The sequence below is a fragment of the Type-A symbiont of Plautia stali genome (assembly GCF_059731155.1).
Window position 1 is genome coordinate 3,261,034 of record NZ_AP035891.1, and the last position, 14,785, is coordinate 3,275,818.

The following is a 14,785-nucleotide window of genomic DNA, read 5'->3' on the forward strand; positions in this document are numbered from 1 at the left end:
GAAAATGGCAAAACCATATACCCCAAGGCCCTATCAGGAATTAATCACCCATTTTCTCATTAATAATCCGCGCTGCAACGTGTGGTGCGGTATGGGTATGGGAAAAAGTTTGGCCACACTGACCACGCTGGAAGACCTTTATATGTCCGGTGCAGAGACACAGCCCGCACTGGTCCTCGCGCCGCTGCGCGTGGCAGCCAGCACCTGGCCAGATGAAGTCAACAAATGGAATCATCTGCGTAATATCGAGATGCAGCCAATTGTCGGCACAGTTAAAGAACGGCTGGCGGCGCTGCAAAACACCCATGCCAGCGTGTATACCACCAACTACGATAATTTGGTCTGGCTGGTTGAAACGCTGGGTGACCGCTGGCCATTCGGTACAGTGGTCGCAGACGAGAGTACCCGGCTAAAGTCATTCCGTTTACGGCAAGGCGGCAAACGCGCTGCGGCGCTGGCGAAAGTCGCGCATAAACACGTACACCGCTGGATAAACCTTACTGGTACACCTGCACCAAATGGCCTGATTGACCTGTGGGGCCAGTCATGGTTTGTTGATCAGGGTCAGCGTCTCGGGCGTACCTTTGGCGCATTCACTTCCCGCTGGTTCAACAACATTCAGTTTCCCGGCCAGCAATGGTCAAAGCTGGAACCCTTTCCCCATTCGCAGGATGAGATACAGGCCGCGCTACGCGATGTGACGATCTCACTGGATGCCGCTGACTGGTTCGATATCGCCGAGCCTATCCATAACGTGATCCGCGTGGAGATGCCGCCCAAGGCACGCCAGCAGTATAGCGAAATGGAAAAGGAAATGTTTCTCGAACTGGATGGCGACGGTATCGAGGCCCCTAACGCCGCGGCAAAAATCGTGAAGTGTTTGCAAATTGCCAGCGGCGCAATCTATACCGACGACAAAGGTACCTGGTCAGAGATCCACGACGCCAAATTACAGGCGCTGGAAAGTGTGATTGCCGAATCTGGCGGTATGCCGGTGCTGGTTGCCTACCACTTTAAAAGCGATTTAGCCCGTTTACTGAAAGCCTTTCCAAAGGGGAAACAGCTTGATTCCGACCCGCAAACGCTACGCGACTGGAACGCGGGAAAAATACCTGTCCTTTTTGCTCACCCAGCCAGCGCAGGCCACGGCCTGAACTTACAGGATGGCGGTAACATACTGGCGTTTTTCTCCCACTGGTGGGATCTGGAACAGTACCAACAAATTATCGAACGTATAGGGCCAACGCGCCAGATACAGGCAGGGCATAACCGTCCGGTATTTATTCACCATATTATCGCCGCCGGCACCGTAGATGAACTGGTGATGGAACGGCGCGATTCAAAACACAACGTGCAGGATATCCTGCTTGAAGCCATGAAACACAGGGGCAGAGCATGACACCGATCATTTCCGACACCGACCTGATAACGATTAAAGAGGTTGAACGTACCGTAGGGTTAAAAAAATCCTGCATCTACCTGCGCATCAGTAACGGTGAATTTCCCAAGCAAAAAAAACTTGGTACCCGTACCGCGCGCTGGGTACGTGGCGAGATCGAAGCGTGGAAAAAACAGTTTCTTTAAATCAGCCTCAATTGCTCTATATAGTCCGCGTACCACTGCATCATTTCCCTCCGTCCATCCAGATATAGGGCCTGGTTATAGGTTCCGCGAATCGCGTTTTTATCTACATGCGCTAGCTGCAATTCAATCCAGTCCGGGTTATAGCCCTGGTCATTGAGTATGGTGCTCATCGTATGCCGGAAACCATGCCCTACTACCCTTCCCTTATAACCGATGGCCGCTATCATCTGGTTAATCGTGTTCTCACTCATCACCTTTGAGGGATCGTTCCTCCCGGGGAACATATTCCTGTACCGTCCGCTCAGTTTCTTGAGTTCACGCAACAAAGCAGTCAGTTGCGATGACAGCGGTACAATATGTGGTCGGCTCATCTTCATCACCTCAGCCGGTATTGACCACAGCTTTTCCCCATCAAGATCCACCCAGTCCCACTGTGAATAGCGCAGTTCCTGCGTACGCAGACCAGAGAGCATAAGAGTTTGCAGACCCAAGCGCGTTATTACGCTGCCAGTGTAACCCTCCGCCGCCGTGAGGAAGTCCGGCAATTGGTCGACACGCAGAAAAGGATGCCGCGTAGACTTGTGTTTCACCATGGCGCTTTTCAGCTCCCCGGCAGGGTTAAACTTAGCCCGTCCGGTTGCCACCGCATAGCGGAAAACCTCACCACACCAGCGCCGCGTTTTGGCCGCTTTCTCTGTGGCTCCGCGCGCTTCAATTTTACGCAATGCCGCCAGCATCATTACCGGCTCAATCTCTGCAACCGCAAGTTTGCCCACCGCCGGGAAGATGTCTTTGCCAAACGCTTCTAAAATATCGGCAGCATAGCCAGACGACCAGCGGGGCTTTTTAAATTCATGCCATTCGAGGGCAATCTCTTTAAAGGTAATGGTTTTCGCCGCGGCCACCGAAGCACCATAGTTTTTTGCTTTCACGGGATCGACGCCCGCAGTCACATTTTGCCGGGCCTCGTCGCGTTTCTGTCGTGCGGCGGCGAGGGATACCGCAGGGTAGACGCCGATTGCCAGCATTTTTTCCTTGCCGGCAAAGGTGTAACGGTAGCGCCAGTACTTGGCACCAGTGGTTTTTATCAGCAAAAACAGCCCATTACCATCCGGCAGTTTGTAATCCTTGTCACCGGGTTTTACTGTTTCAATCTGTCGCGCATTCAGTTTCATAGGTACCCGTTGCCAAATTAAGATACCCGGATATGTACCCGTTTTAGGCACGGATTGCAACGATTTTAGATGGACGATACTGGACAAAGAAAATACTTAACCAACCGATTTTAATGCAAAAATGGACATTTAAGGAGGTTGGTGGAAGAAGAGGTGGTGGGTCGTGCAGGATTCGAACCTGCGACCAATTGATTAAAAGTCAACTGCTCTACCAACTGAGCTAACGACCCGAAGTGGTGAGTGATGACGGGCTCGAACCGCTGACCCCCTCCTTGTAAGGGAGATGCTCTACCAACTGAGCTAATCACCCATATCTTATCTCTTGTTCACTGCGGGCCATCTCATTAAGAGTGGTGGGTGATGACGGGCTCGAACCGCCGACCCCCTCCTTGTAAGGGAGATGCTCTACCAACTGAGCTAATCACCCCCCGCTGTGTGGGGTCGCATTATAAGGATCCTTCGAAGTGAGTCAACGCTTTTTAAAACATAAATGTGCGTTCGCTTTAAATTTAGACATCATGCAGCGCTTTTAGCCAATGTGCTGGTTTTATTAGCAGAAAAACGCACTTCTGCCCGCGCCGCCAGCGCGACAGTGATTGAGGAATCAGCCTCACCTGCTAGAATATGCGCACTGTTTTTCCGCGTTAACCCGTTTTTTTGTCATCCAGACAACGAAACCTGCGCATTTAAGGCAATGCTGAATGAAAATCAAAACTCGCTTCGCACCCAGCCCGACGGGCTACCTGCACGTCGGTGGTGCGCGTACTGCGCTTTACTCATGGCTTTATGCTCGCCATAACCAAGGCGAATTCGTCCTGCGTATCGAAGATACCGACCTAGAGCGCTCCACGCCGGAAGCTATCGAAGCCATTATGGATGGGATGAACTGGCTGAATCTCGACTGGGATGAGGGCCCGTACTACCAGACCAAACGTTTCGATCGTTATAACGACGTTATCGACGAAATGCTGGAAGCCGGTACTGCTTATAAATGCTATTGCTCGAAAGAGCGTCTGGACGCGTTGCGTGAAGAGCAGATGGAAAAAGGCGAGAAGCCCCGTTATGACGGCCGCTGCAGCGACAGCCATGAACATCATGCAGCCGATGAGCCGTGCGTGGTGCGCTTCCGCAACCCGCAGGACGGGTCGGTGATTTTTGACGATCAGATTCGTGGTCCGATCGAATTCAGCAACCAGGAACTGGATGATTTGATCATCCGTCGTACCGACGGTTCACCGACCTACAACTTCTGTGTGGTGGTCGACGACTGGGATATGGGCATCACGCACGTTATTCGTGGTGAAGACCATATCAACAACACGCCGCGTCAGATCAACATCCTGAAAGTGATTGGTGCGGAAGTGCCGACCTATGCCCACGTATCCATGATCCTCGGCGACGACGGTAAAAAGCTGTCCAAGCGTCACGGCGCGGTGGGCGTAATGCAGTATCGCGACGACGGCTACCTGCCTGAAGCGCTGCTTAATTATCTGGTGCGCCTCGGCTGGTCACATGGCGATCAGGAGATTTTCAGCGTGGCGGAAATGACCGAACTGTTCACCCTCGATGCGGTGAGCAAATCGGCCAGCGCCTTCAACACGGAGAAACTGCAGTGGCTCAACCACCACTACATTAATACGCTGCCGCCGGAATATGTCGCTACCCAGCTGCAGTGGCACATCGAGCAGCAGAATATCGATACCCGCACCGGACCGGAGCTGGCGAAGCTGGTGACGCTGCTGGGTGAGCGCTGCAAAACGCTGGTCGAAATCGCCGCGTCCTGCCGCTACTTCTATGAAGAGTTTGACGCGTTTGATGCGGACGCAGCGAAAAAGCATCTGCGTCCGGTGGCGCGTCAGCCGCTGGAAGTGGTACGCGACAAGCTGGCGGCCATCAGCGACAGCGACTGGAATGCGGAAAACGTGCATCACGCCATTCAGGCTGCTGCGGATGAACTTGAACTCGGCATGGGCAAAGTCGGTATGCCGCTGCGCGTTGCCGTAACCAGTGCCGGTCAGTCGCCTAGACTCGACGTGACGGTGGAAGCCATCGGCCGCAGCCGCAGCGTGGCGCGTATCGAAAAAGCGCTGGCGTTCATCGCTGAGCGTGAAGCACAGGCCTGATTGAGCTGAACAGCGACCTGTCAGGCTGCTATGATGAGGCAGGCAACAAAAAAGCCGGAAGCATCTCACTGCTTCCGGCTTTTCTATTCTTCCTGGATTCCTAACCGCTGTAATACGCCCCTAATCCCTTCCCGCAATAACAGCGCCGCCAGTTGTTCCTGTTCGGTGGCCGTCATTTGCTGGACAGAATTTATTAATAACGCAGGTAACGTATTTTGCTGAGCGCCGTAATTCGCCGCCGGTTCGTTTGCATGGCGGGTGGACTGAATGAAGCTTTTGACACGCTCATCAATGTGGATTAATCGCGCCTTACCGCCCTGTACATCGGGCTTGGGCGTGGTCGTCCAGTTTTCACGCTTGATCCATTTATTCACCGTCTGCCGACTGTAGCCCGTTTCCAGCGCGAGCTCTTCGGGAGTGAGCCATTCCTTTTTCACGATGCTGTCCCTGTTAAATACATTCGCTCTACATATTATAACAAAACGTTACGGCGAAAAGTAATCAGGGCAGAAAATGCCTTTTGCTGTGCGACAAAAGGTAAAATCGGTTTACTGCGCTTCGCTGACCGCCGCCTGTGCCGGACGGAAGGCGAGGAAATAGGTGAGGCCGACAAAGATCGCACCGCCCACACCATTCCCTAAAAATACCGCAACCACGTTAGGTGCAAATTCTGCCCAGCTCATCTGACCGGCGAAAATTGCGGCAGGCACGATAAACATGTTGGCCACTACGTGCTGGAAACCGATTGCCACGAAGGCCATAACCGGGAACCACATGCCGAAGATTTTGCCGACCATATCTTTACTGGCGAAGGCCAGCCATACCGCTAGGCACACCAGCCAGTTACAGCTGATGCCAGAGATGAATGCGTGCATGAAATCCGCGTTCACTTTGGCATGCGCGATCGCCACGGTTTTCTTCAGATAGTCGCCTTCGGTCATGCCGAGCAGATGGCCGAAGAACCATGCTACCGCAACGCTGCCAATAAAATTGGCGATGGTGACCCAAAACCAGTTACGCAGCACGCTGAAACCGCTAATGCGGCGCGCGAACCAGGCAATGGGCAGTGTCATCATGTTGCCGGTCAGCAGCTCGCCGCCCGCCAGCACGGTCAGAATCAGTCCGACCGGGAACACCGCCGCACCGAGGAAGCCGGCAAACGAGCCCCATTCAGCAGGCAACTGGTTAATGACGTGCAGATCGAGCAGGAAGCCGGTCGCGATAAACGCGCCAGCCATAAAGCCAAGAATTAATAAGGTGGAAACCGGCAGACGGCTTTTAGCCACGCCGGCCTGAATCGCCAGTTGCGCGATCTCTTTAGGTGTATGCAGCGACATAGTTCACTTTTCTTTTATTAAACAAGGAGGACATGCTGGCCGGTAAACGAGTGAATACCTTGGACGGCTAACCGGTTAATTAGCGCGCTAAGTTTTACACGCACCATTAACGAAAGCAAGCCTGACGCTAACATCTTTAACCTAAAGTTAACCTCGGCGTGGCGCACCGTTGAGGCGGCGTTGAGATAACGGCTGAGGGCAGGGATGACGAGCACGCGCTGCGCTGAAAAAAAAGCCACGGCGACACAGGGTTGCCGCCTTTTTCAGCGATCGCACGCAGAACGAGAATTTGCCGTTGACACTCAAACAGCGGTCTCATATTATGCCGTCCGTCGAGGTAACTCGACGGTTTTTTCGGTACGGGGCTATAGCTCAGCGGTTCGATCCCGCTTAGCTCCACCAAACCGCTCCCAACGGTTTGCACTGAAAAAACGGATTCCAGATGTGGGGGTATAGCTCAGCTGGGAGAGCGCTTGCATGGCATGCAAGAGGTCAGCGGTTCGATCCCGCTTATCTCCACCAATTCTCTGTTCGTTCAGAACAAACGTATTGAAAACCCGATAATAATATTGTCCGTTTGCGCAGTCTGACGCCGCATTCGCCGACTGGCTGCGCGCAATGGCGCTGACCTGCAGCGCCTTTCCGTGTTAAACCGTCACGGCCTGTGGCTGCAGCTGTAGCACGCGAAAACCGTGGGTGCCGTCGATGGCGGTCGAGGTGGCAATATAAGGCTCCCACGGCGCCCAGGCCGCGACCGCACCGGACGTCAGCGCCGCGCGGCCATCCACCGGTCCGAGGAAGCGCAGCGTGACATCCTGCGGCGTCAGGCCAGCGCGCTCCAGCAGGCCAAGCAGCAGATAGTGTCCCCAGCCGCCGCGGTTGACCGCGATCTGCTTACCTTTTAAATCCTGCAGCCGGTGAATGCCGGCGTCGGGTCGGGTCAGCAGGGCAATGCTGTCCGGGTTATTCTGCCAGGCGCCCACGGCTTTCACCGGCGCGCCTGCCGCATAGACAAACAGAAACGGCAAATCGCCGGTAAAGCCAACGTCGAGCGCCCCGGCATTGAGCGCTTCCTGCACCGGCGCGCCGGAGTCAAAGGCGGTGAGCTTAAGATCGTAAGGTAGATTGTTCAGTTCGCCCGAGGCTTTCAGGGCGGCAAAACGATCGCCTTTAACATCGCCGAGGCGCAGCGTGACTTTATCGGCCGCCAGCAGCGGCTGGAGTGACGCGAGGGCCAGCGCAACACCGGCAAACAGAGCGGCGAGACGCATCAGGCGCTCCTTTTTTCAGTTGCGCTGAGCGCAGCCACTTTTTCACGCGTCAGCGGCAGCAGTTCACGGCCGTATTCCACCGCGTCATTCAGCGGGTCAAATCCGCGGATCAGCACGCTATGAATGCCGAGGCGATAATAATCCAGCAGCGCCTCAGACACCTGATCCGGCGCGCCGACCAGCGCGGTGGAGTTGTAGCCGCCCTGCACCAGTTTTGCCACGCCGGTCCACAGCACTTTGTCGTGGCGTTCGCTCTCATTCGCCGCCGCCAGCAGACGCTGCGCACCGACACTCTGCGGCTTCGGCAAACCAAAGATATAGCCGGTATCGGCCAGCTGCTTCTCTGCGGTGGCGCGGATATGTTCGGCGCGCTCCCAGGCTTCTTTTTCGGTTTTACCCAGAATAGGCCGGAAGGAGATGTTAAAAGCAATCTGGCGCCCCTGTGCCGCCGCCGCACGCACGTTACGTACCGTCTCAGCCGCGCCTTTTAACGGCTCGCCCCACAGCGCGAAGACATCGGCATGCCGCGCCGCCACGTCAATCGCCTCCTGTGACGATCCGCCGAAATAGATCGGCAGCTTATGTTGCAGCGGTTTAATTGCAGAGAAAGCTTGCTCTGCCTGATAAAACCGGCCCTGATGATCGTAAGGCTGCGGCGACTCAAGGCTCTGTTTCAGCACGCTGAGAAATTCGTCGGTGCGGGCATAGCGTTCAGCCTTGCTGAGAAAATCACCGTCGCGGCGCTGTTCGCTGTCGCTGCCGCCGCTGATAATGTGCACGGCCAGGCGGCCGTCGGTGGGATGGTCGAGTGAAGCCAGCTTGCGGGCCGCCAGCGTGGGCGCGACAAACCCCGGACGGTGCGCCAGCAGGAATTTAATCTTCTGCGTATGCGCCGCTGCGTGAGTGGTGACCAAGAAGCCATCGGGTTGATCGGACCAGTAGCCGACAAGGATGCGGTCGAAACCGGCCGCTTCATGGGCGCGCGCAAAGCGGGCAATGTAATCTTTATCGAATAAGGTGCCGGACGCGGAAATGATTTCTGAGGCAAGCCGGTGGCCAATCATGCCAAGGAACTGAATGCTCATGCGATTCTCCTGAGGTGAGGTCAGAAAGAAAAGCTACGGGCGCAGACGGCAACAACGGAAATTCGATATTGTGCAAAGGTATTGCGGGAAACGGTGAAGCAGGGCGTGACGCGGCGACAGGCTGATTGGCGCGGGATATAACGCTTAGGTATATAAAAGAAGAGAAGGACGAGCCGCAGCCCGCCCTGTATATCAGAAGCCCAGCACCAGACCGGCGATTGCGGCGGAGAGCACGCTCACCAGCGTCGAGCCGTACAGCAGTTTCAGGCCGAAACGTGATACCACGTTACCCTGCTCTTCATGCAGACCTTTGATCGCGCCTGCGACAATGCCGATTGAGGATAAGTTGGCGAAGGAGACCAGGAACACCGACAGAATGCCTTCCGCATGCGGCGACAGCTGACCGGCGATTTTCTGCAGGTCCATCATTGCAACGAACTCGTTAGAAACCAGCTTGGTCGCCATGATGCTGCCCACCTGCAGCGCTTCGCTGGATGGCACGCCCATTACCCAGGCAAACGGATAGAACACATAGCCCAGCACGCCCTGGAAGCTGATGCCGAAGATGGTATCAAACAGCGGGTTGAGGCCGGAGATCAGCGCGATAAAACCAATCAGCATCGCTGCAACGATAATCGCCACCTTGAAACCAGCCAGAATATATTCACCCAGCATCTCAAAGAAGCTCTGACCTTTATGCAGATCCTGCAGTTGCAGGTCTTCTTCGCTGTCCACGTGGTATGGGTTAATCAGCGACAGCACGATAAAGGTACTGAACATGTTGAGCACCAGCGCTGCCACCACATACTTTGGCTGCAGCATCGTCATGTAGGCACCGACAATCGACATCGACACCGTCGACATCGCGGTCGCTGCCATGGTGTACATGCGGCGCTGTGACATTTTGCCAAGGATATCCTTATAGGTGATAAAGTTTTCTGACTGTCCCAGAATCAGAGAGCTGACGGCGTTAAAGGATTCCAGTTTGCCCATGCCGTTGATCTTCGACAGCACGGTACCGATAGCGCGAATCACCCACGGCAGGATGCGGAAATGCTGCAAAATACCGATCAGGGCCGAGATGAAGACGATAGGGCACAAAATATTGAGGAAGAAGAAGGCCAGACCTTTCTCATTCATGTTACCGAACACGAAATTTGTACCTTCTGCTGCATATTTGAGCAGATGATCAAACAGCCCGGCGAAACCTTTAACAAAACCGAGGCCTGCTTCGGAGTTAAGGAAGAACCACGCCAGCAGCACTTCAATCACTAGCAGCTGAACGATATAGCGAATCCGGATACTCTTACGATCGTGACTGACGAGTAACGCTAGCACGGCTACCACCACCAATGCTAAAAGGAAGTGCAAAATATGGGACATATCGGCTCCAAATTTGAGGAGGGTTGTATTTTGCTGCATATTCTATGTAACGCGTTACTTAAAAACGAGATCAAAACCACAATATAAGTATTCGGTATCGCTTTATTTCTCAGATTAGTCTCAACGCTCACAACCTGTTTACAAATCGATCACAAGAAATATCCACAAAGAGATTGTCTATAATTTGACCCGGGAGTAGCAGTGAAACCTGCTGCATAATTTTTAGCAAGCGTTAACTTTACCTTGTGGTATAGCAATAGCTATGTTTTATAGCACCATCTATCAATGCGATAACTATAACCAAATTTCACTTGCCTTGAATGCCCCGTAAGCTGGATGGGTCAGACAAGCGTTAGGACAGGGACAAAACTATGTCAGAAAGTCGCACCGCCGAGCGCGCCGCTCGCGGAGCCAGAAAGATCAAGCTCGTGCTGCTGGGACCGGCCTTCATCGCGGCCATTGGTTATATCGATCCCGGCAACTTTGCCACCAACATCCAGGCGGGGGCCGCGTACGGCTATAAACTGCTGTGGGTGGTGGTGTGGGCCAACATCATGGCGATGCTGATCCAGCTGATGTCCGCCAAGCTGGGCATTGCTACCGGTAAAAACCTCGCCGAGCATATTCGCGATCGCTTCCCGCGCCCGGCGGTGTGGTTCTACTGGGTACAGGCGGAGATCATCGCCATGGCCACCGATCTGGCGGAATTCATCGGGGCTGCGCTCGGCTTTAAGCTGCTGCTCGGCATCTCGCTACTGCAGGGCGCGGTGTTAACCGGTATCGCCACGTTCCTGATTCTGATGCTGCAGAACCGTGGACAGAAGCCGCTGGAGCTGGTGATTGGCGGGCTGCTGCTGTTTGTCGCCGCCGCTTATATCGTTGAGCTGTTCTTCTCGCAGCCGCGCGTCAGTGATCTGGTGGTAGGCATGGCGCTGCCGAGCCTGCCCACTTCGGACGCGGTATTCCTCGCGGCTGGCGTGCTGGGCGCGACCATTATGCCGCACGTCATTTATCTGCACTCGGCGCTGACGCAGTACGGAAATAAAGGCAGCAAGGCGGAGCGCTACTCCTCCACCAAGCTCGACGTGGCGATCGCCATGACCATTGCCGGTTTCGTTAACCTAGCGATGATGGCCACCGCAGCGGCGTCGTTCCACTTCAGCGGTCATACCAGCATTGTCGATCTCGACCAAGCCTATCTGACGCTGCAGCCGCTGCTGGGTCACGCGGCGGCGATTGTGTTCGGGCTGAGTCTGGTAGCAGCCGGCCTCTCTTCTACCGTGGTGGGCACGCTGGCCGGCCAGGTGGTGATGCAGGGCTTTATCCGCTTCCACATTCCGCTGTGGTTCCGTCGTACCATTACCATGCTGCCGTCCTTTATTGTTATCTGGGCGGGCTGGGATCCGACGCGCATTCTGGTGATGAGCCAGGTGCTGCTGAGCTTCGGTATTGCGCTGGCGCTGATTCCGCTGCTGTCGTTCACCGGGAACCGTGACATCATGGGCGATGAACTGGTGAGCTCACGCCTGATGCAAAATGCCGGTCGTCTGATTGTGGTGCTGGTGGTGGCGCTGAATATCTATCTGCTGGTGGGCGAAGCGCTCGATTGGTAAGCGAATGACTGAATAAAAAAATCTCGGCTGCGTCTGCGCCGGGATTTTTTTTAATGGTGATGATGGTCGTGGCGGTCATGCCGATCGTGTCGGTGATCGTGACGCCACCAGCGATGATGGTTGTACTGATAGCGATCGTGCCACCAGCGCGGTTCACGCCAGCGACCGCCGTCCCAGTAGTAGCCGCGATGATCGCGATCGCCGAGATGCAGCGTGACGCCAGGGGCCAGATTGATGGTAGCGCTACTGGCTTCAGCTGTGTGCAGCGCCAGAGGGGATAACGTTGCCAGCAAAGCGGCAAACAAAATTGCACGTTTCATACTTTCTCCTCATTGATAGCATCGAGGCTACCGTGGCGCTAGTGTGCCATATCGGACCAGACACGCCTTGAGATTTAGTCTGAAAAAGTGCCAGCGAAAGGTTGCGCAGCGTTTTCTGCTGAGGACAGCGCCCGGAAAAGTCCGGGCGGGTAAACGGTTACACCAGAATTTGCTCAATGGCGGCGATCTCGTCCGCCGTTAATTCAGGTTGGCTCAGCATGTCGACGGCATCATCAATCTGCGCGGTTTTACTGGCGCCAATCGGCACCGACGTGACGCGCGTGTCGCGCAGCACCCAGCGCAGCGCCATTTGCGCCAGCTTTTGACCGCGCTGTTGCGCCAGCGCCTGCAGCTGCTGCACCTTCGCCATCTTCTCTGGCGTCAGCTGGTTTTCGTTGAGGAATTTGCTGCCGCTGGCAATGCGCGAATCCTGCGGAATGCCCTGCAGATAGCGGTCGGTCAGCACGCCACCGGCCAGCGGCGAGAAAGCAATACAGCCGACGCCATCGTCGCCCAGCACGTCCAGCAGACCCTGTTCCGGTGTGCGTTCGAACATCGAATAGCGCGGCTGGTGGATCAGGCAGGGGGTGCCGAGATCGCGCAGCATGGCGATAGCGGCGGCGGCTTTATCCGCCGGGTAGTTCGAAATCGCCGCGTACAGCGCTTTACCCTGACGCACCACCTGATCGAGCGCGCGCATGGTCTCTTCCAGCGGCGTTTCCGGATCCGGACGATGGTGATAAAAGATATCCACGTACTCCAGCCCCATGCGCTTCAGGCTTTGATCGAGGCTGGAAATCAGGTACTTGCGTGAGCCCCAGTCGCCGTACGGACTGTCCCACATGGTGTAACCCGCTTTGGTGGAGATCACCAGCTCGTCGCGCAGGCCGTGAAAATCTTCGCGCAGAATGCGGCCAAAGTTGCTCTCCGCAGAGCCGGGAGGCGGCCCGTAGTTATTGGCCAGATCAAAATGGGTGATACCGCGATCGAACACGTGGCGCAGCAGCGCGCGGCTGTTGTCGACGCGCGTGCTGTCGCCAAAGTTGTGCCATAGACCCAACGAAATCGCCGGCAGCTTCAGGCCGCTACGACCGCTGCGGCGATACTGCATCTGGTGATAACGTTCGGCGTGGGGAAAAGTACTCATGCAGCGTTCCTGTCTCAGGTGGGAGAAAGTGGCATCAGCATAGCTGTGTATGCGTTTACACTGCGCCGTAACGCGGCAAAGATCGCAACTTACAGAATTTTCTGTCGTCGTAACGAATGCTTGCCATGTATGACAGCGCGACGATGGTGAAAATCTCGCCAGTTCAGCCACATCGCTAATACTCCTGATCATTCCCCCTCACAGGAGCGGTCGATAAACACTCTTAACGTTGGCGACTATTTACTGCATCGTTTGCAACAGGCGGGTATCCGCCATCTGTTCAGCGTACCCGGCGACTACAACCTGCAATTTCTCGACAGCGTCATTGACCATCCCGGCATTACCTGGGTCGGCTGCGCTAATGAACTGAATGCCGCCTATGCGGCCGATGGTTACGGTCGCTGCAACGGCGCGGCCGCTCTGCTGACCACCTTTGGCGTCGGTGAACTCAGCGCGATTAACGGCATCGCCGGCAGCTACGCCGAATATGTGCCGGTGATTCACATCGTCGGTGCTCCCGCCAGCCACGCCCAGCAGCACCGTCCGGGCTATCTGCTGCTGGCGGTGGATGTCGCCGCCGCCACGGTAACGCTGCCGTCAGCCAGCGCCAGCCCGGCACCGGCTGAAAACCGCGACGTGGCGCAGGCGTTTGCCGCAGCGGCGGAACGCCTGCTGGCACCGGCGCAGCGCGTGGCGCTGCTGGCCGATTTTCTCGCTGCCCGCTGGCAACTGCAGGCGCCGCTGGCTGAGCTGCGTGCGCTGCGTGCCATTCCGGCTGCCACGCTACTGATGGGGAAGGGTGTGCTGGATGAGCAGCAGCCGGGCTTCGTCGGCACCTACGCCGCCAGCGGCAGCCGCGAAACCGTGCGCGCGGCAATTGAAGACACCGATGTCACCCTGTGCGTCGGCGTGCGTTTTACCGACACCCTGACCGCCGGGTTTACCCAGCAACTGTCGGCGCAGCGGGTGATTGATCTGCAGCCGTTTCATGCCAGCGTCGCCGGAGAAACCTTCGCACCGCTGAGCATGGCGCAGGCGCTGGCCGCGCTGCTGCCGGTTTATCAGCGCCACTGCGCGCACTGGGCCACGGGCGAGGCCGACATGCCGGACGATGCACCGCCCGCTGCTGCCGCCGTAATCAGTCAGCAGGCTTTCTGGCAGGCGATGCAGCGTTTCCTGCAGCCCGGTGATATTATCCCTGCCGATCAGGGCACGGCGGCGTTTGGCGCTGCCGCGCTGCGTTTACCGCATGATGCAGCAGCTGCTGGTACAACCTTTATGGGGTTCCATTGGCTATACTTTACCCGCCACCTTTGGTGCCCAGACGGCGCAGCCCGACCGCCGCGTCATTCTGATCATCGGCGATGGATCGGCGCAGCTGACCATTCAGGAACTGGGATCGATCCAGCGCGACGGCTTAAGCCCGATCATTTTTCTGCTGAATAATGAGGGATACACTGTCGAACGCGCGATCCATGGACCGGAACAGTGCTACAACGACATCGCGCAGTGGAACTGGACCGCGCTGCCGCAGGCGATGAGCCTGAATTGTGCGGCTCAGAGCTGGCGCATCAGTGAAACGGCGCAGCTCGACGCCGTGATGACGCTGCTCAGCCAGGCGCGTTGCCTATCACTGATTGAAGTGGTGATAGAGAAACAGGATTTGCCGCCGCTGCTGCGCACCGTCACGGCGGCGCTGCACCAGTGAAATAGCCACAAAGTTTAGGACAGTTGACTCTGTACAGTT

11 protein-coding genes, 4 tRNA genes and 2 pseudogenes are annotated in these 14,785 nt (G+C 56.0%); 6 read left to right on the forward strand and 11 right to left on the reverse strand.

The window, feature by feature from the left end:
* Positions 1-4: 4 nt before the first annotated feature.
* Both AC6I8M_RS17330 and AC6I8M_RS17335 read left to right on the forward strand, forming a co-directional pair.
* Positions 5-1,399 carry an SNF2-related protein gene (locus AC6I8M_RS17330; protein WP_498013532.1) on the forward strand — a complete coding sequence of 465 codons (1,395 nt, stop codon included), beginning with the start codon at positions 5-7 and terminating at the stop codon, positions 1,397-1,399.
* A complete protein-coding gene (locus AC6I8M_RS17335) occupies positions 1,396-1,584 on the forward strand; it encodes a helix-turn-helix transcriptional regulator (protein WP_498013533.1) in 189 nt (62 codons plus the stop codon). The genes AC6I8M_RS17330 and AC6I8M_RS17335 overlap by 4 nt, the downstream gene beginning before the upstream one ends.
* Here the strand turns inward: AC6I8M_RS17335 and AC6I8M_RS17340 are convergent.
* From AC6I8M_RS17340 to AC6I8M_RS17355, 4 genes are all read right to left on the reverse strand, one after another.
* Complete coding sequence (locus AC6I8M_RS17340; RefSeq protein ID WP_498013534.1) at positions 1,581-2,759, reverse strand: tyrosine-type recombinase/integrase; 1,179 nt, start codon at positions 2,757-2,759, stop codon at positions 1,581-1,583. The two genes, AC6I8M_RS17335 and AC6I8M_RS17340, sit on opposite strands and share 4 nt — an antisense overlap.
* Before the next feature lie 154 nt (positions 2,760-2,913).
* Positions 2,914-2,989: transfer RNA gene (locus AC6I8M_RS17345), tRNA-Lys, on the reverse strand.
* Between the two features lie 4 nt (positions 2,990-2,993).
* Positions 2,994-3,069: transfer RNA gene (locus tag AC6I8M_RS17350), tRNA-Val, on the reverse strand.
* A gap of 41 nt (positions 3,070-3,110) precedes the next feature.
* A tRNA-Val gene (locus tag AC6I8M_RS17355) sits at positions 3,111-3,186 on the reverse strand.
* Positions 3,187-3,460: 274 nt separating this feature from the next.
* Here AC6I8M_RS17355 and gltX point away from each other — a divergent pair.
* Positions 3,461-4,882, forward strand: coding sequence for a glutamate--tRNA ligase (gene gltX / locus AC6I8M_RS17360; protein ID WP_010616784.1), 1,422 nt, complete (start codon positions 3,461-3,463; stop codon positions 4,880-4,882).
* 83 nt (positions 4,883-4,965) lie between these two features.
* Here gltX and AC6I8M_RS17365 read toward each other — a convergent pair whose 3' ends face one another.
* On the reverse strand, positions 4,966-5,319 hold the full coding sequence (locus AC6I8M_RS17365; RefSeq protein ID WP_010616785.1) for a YfeC-like transcriptional regulator: 354 nt from the start codon (positions 5,317-5,319) through the stop codon (positions 4,966-4,968).
* 111 nt (positions 5,320-5,430) lie between these two features.
* Positions 5,431-6,219 (reverse strand): formate/nitrite transporter family protein, encoded by a 789-nt coding sequence (locus AC6I8M_RS17370; RefSeq protein WP_058948946.1) that lies wholly within the window; start codon positions 6,217-6,219, stop codon positions 5,431-5,433.
* A gap of 446 nt (positions 6,220-6,665) precedes the next feature.
* Between AC6I8M_RS17370 and AC6I8M_RS17375 the strand changes: the two genes are divergently transcribed.
* Positions 6,666-6,741, forward strand: a tRNA-Ala gene (locus AC6I8M_RS17375).
* Positions 6,742-6,920: 179 nt separating this feature from the next.
* On the opposite strand, the pseudogene AC6I8M_RS17380 reads toward AC6I8M_RS17375, so the two are convergent.
* The 3 genes and pseudogenes from AC6I8M_RS17380 to AC6I8M_RS17390 form a co-directional block, all read right to left on the reverse strand.
* Positions 6,921-7,490, reverse strand: a pseudogene (locus AC6I8M_RS17380) (aliphatic sulfonate ABC transporter substrate-binding protein); the annotation flags it as partial.
* Entirely contained in the window at positions 7,490-8,575 is a 1,086-nt protein-coding gene (locus AC6I8M_RS17385; RefSeq protein WP_010616789.1) for an LLM class flavin-dependent oxidoreductase, read from the reverse strand. The pseudogene AC6I8M_RS17380 and the gene AC6I8M_RS17385, both read right to left, overlap by 1 nt.
* Positions 8,576-8,767: 192 nt before the next feature.
* A complete protein-coding gene (locus AC6I8M_RS17390; protein ID WP_022547935.1) occupies positions 8,768-9,958 on the reverse strand; it encodes a NupC/NupG family nucleoside CNT transporter in 1,191 nt (396 codons plus the stop codon).
* Between the two features lie 371 nt (positions 9,959-10,329).
* On the opposite strand from AC6I8M_RS17390, the gene AC6I8M_RS17395 reads away from it, so the two are divergent.
* A complete protein-coding gene (locus AC6I8M_RS17395) occupies positions 10,330-11,571 on the forward strand; it encodes an Nramp family divalent metal transporter (protein ID WP_058948947.1) in 1,242 nt (413 codons plus the stop codon).
* 50 nt (positions 11,572-11,621) lie between these two features.
* Here AC6I8M_RS17395 and AC6I8M_RS17400 read toward each other — a convergent pair whose 3' ends face one another.
* Together AC6I8M_RS17400 and AC6I8M_RS17405 are read right to left on the reverse strand one after the other, a co-directional pair.
* Entirely contained in the window at positions 11,622-11,891 is a 270-nt protein-coding gene (locus AC6I8M_RS17400; RefSeq protein WP_498013535.1) for a DUF2502 domain-containing protein, read from the reverse strand.
* 157 nt (positions 11,892-12,048) lie between these two features.
* Positions 12,049-13,038, reverse strand: a complete 990-nt coding sequence (locus tag AC6I8M_RS17405; protein ID WP_058948948.1) for an aldo/keto reductase — start codon at positions 13,036-13,038, stop codon at positions 12,049-12,051.
* Positions 13,039-13,251: 213 nt separating this feature from the next.
* Between AC6I8M_RS17405 and AC6I8M_RS17410 the strand changes: the two are divergent.
* Positions 13,252-14,746 (forward strand): annotated as a pseudogene (locus AC6I8M_RS17410) (alpha-keto acid decarboxylase family protein).
* Positions 14,747-14,785 lie beyond the last annotated feature (39 nt).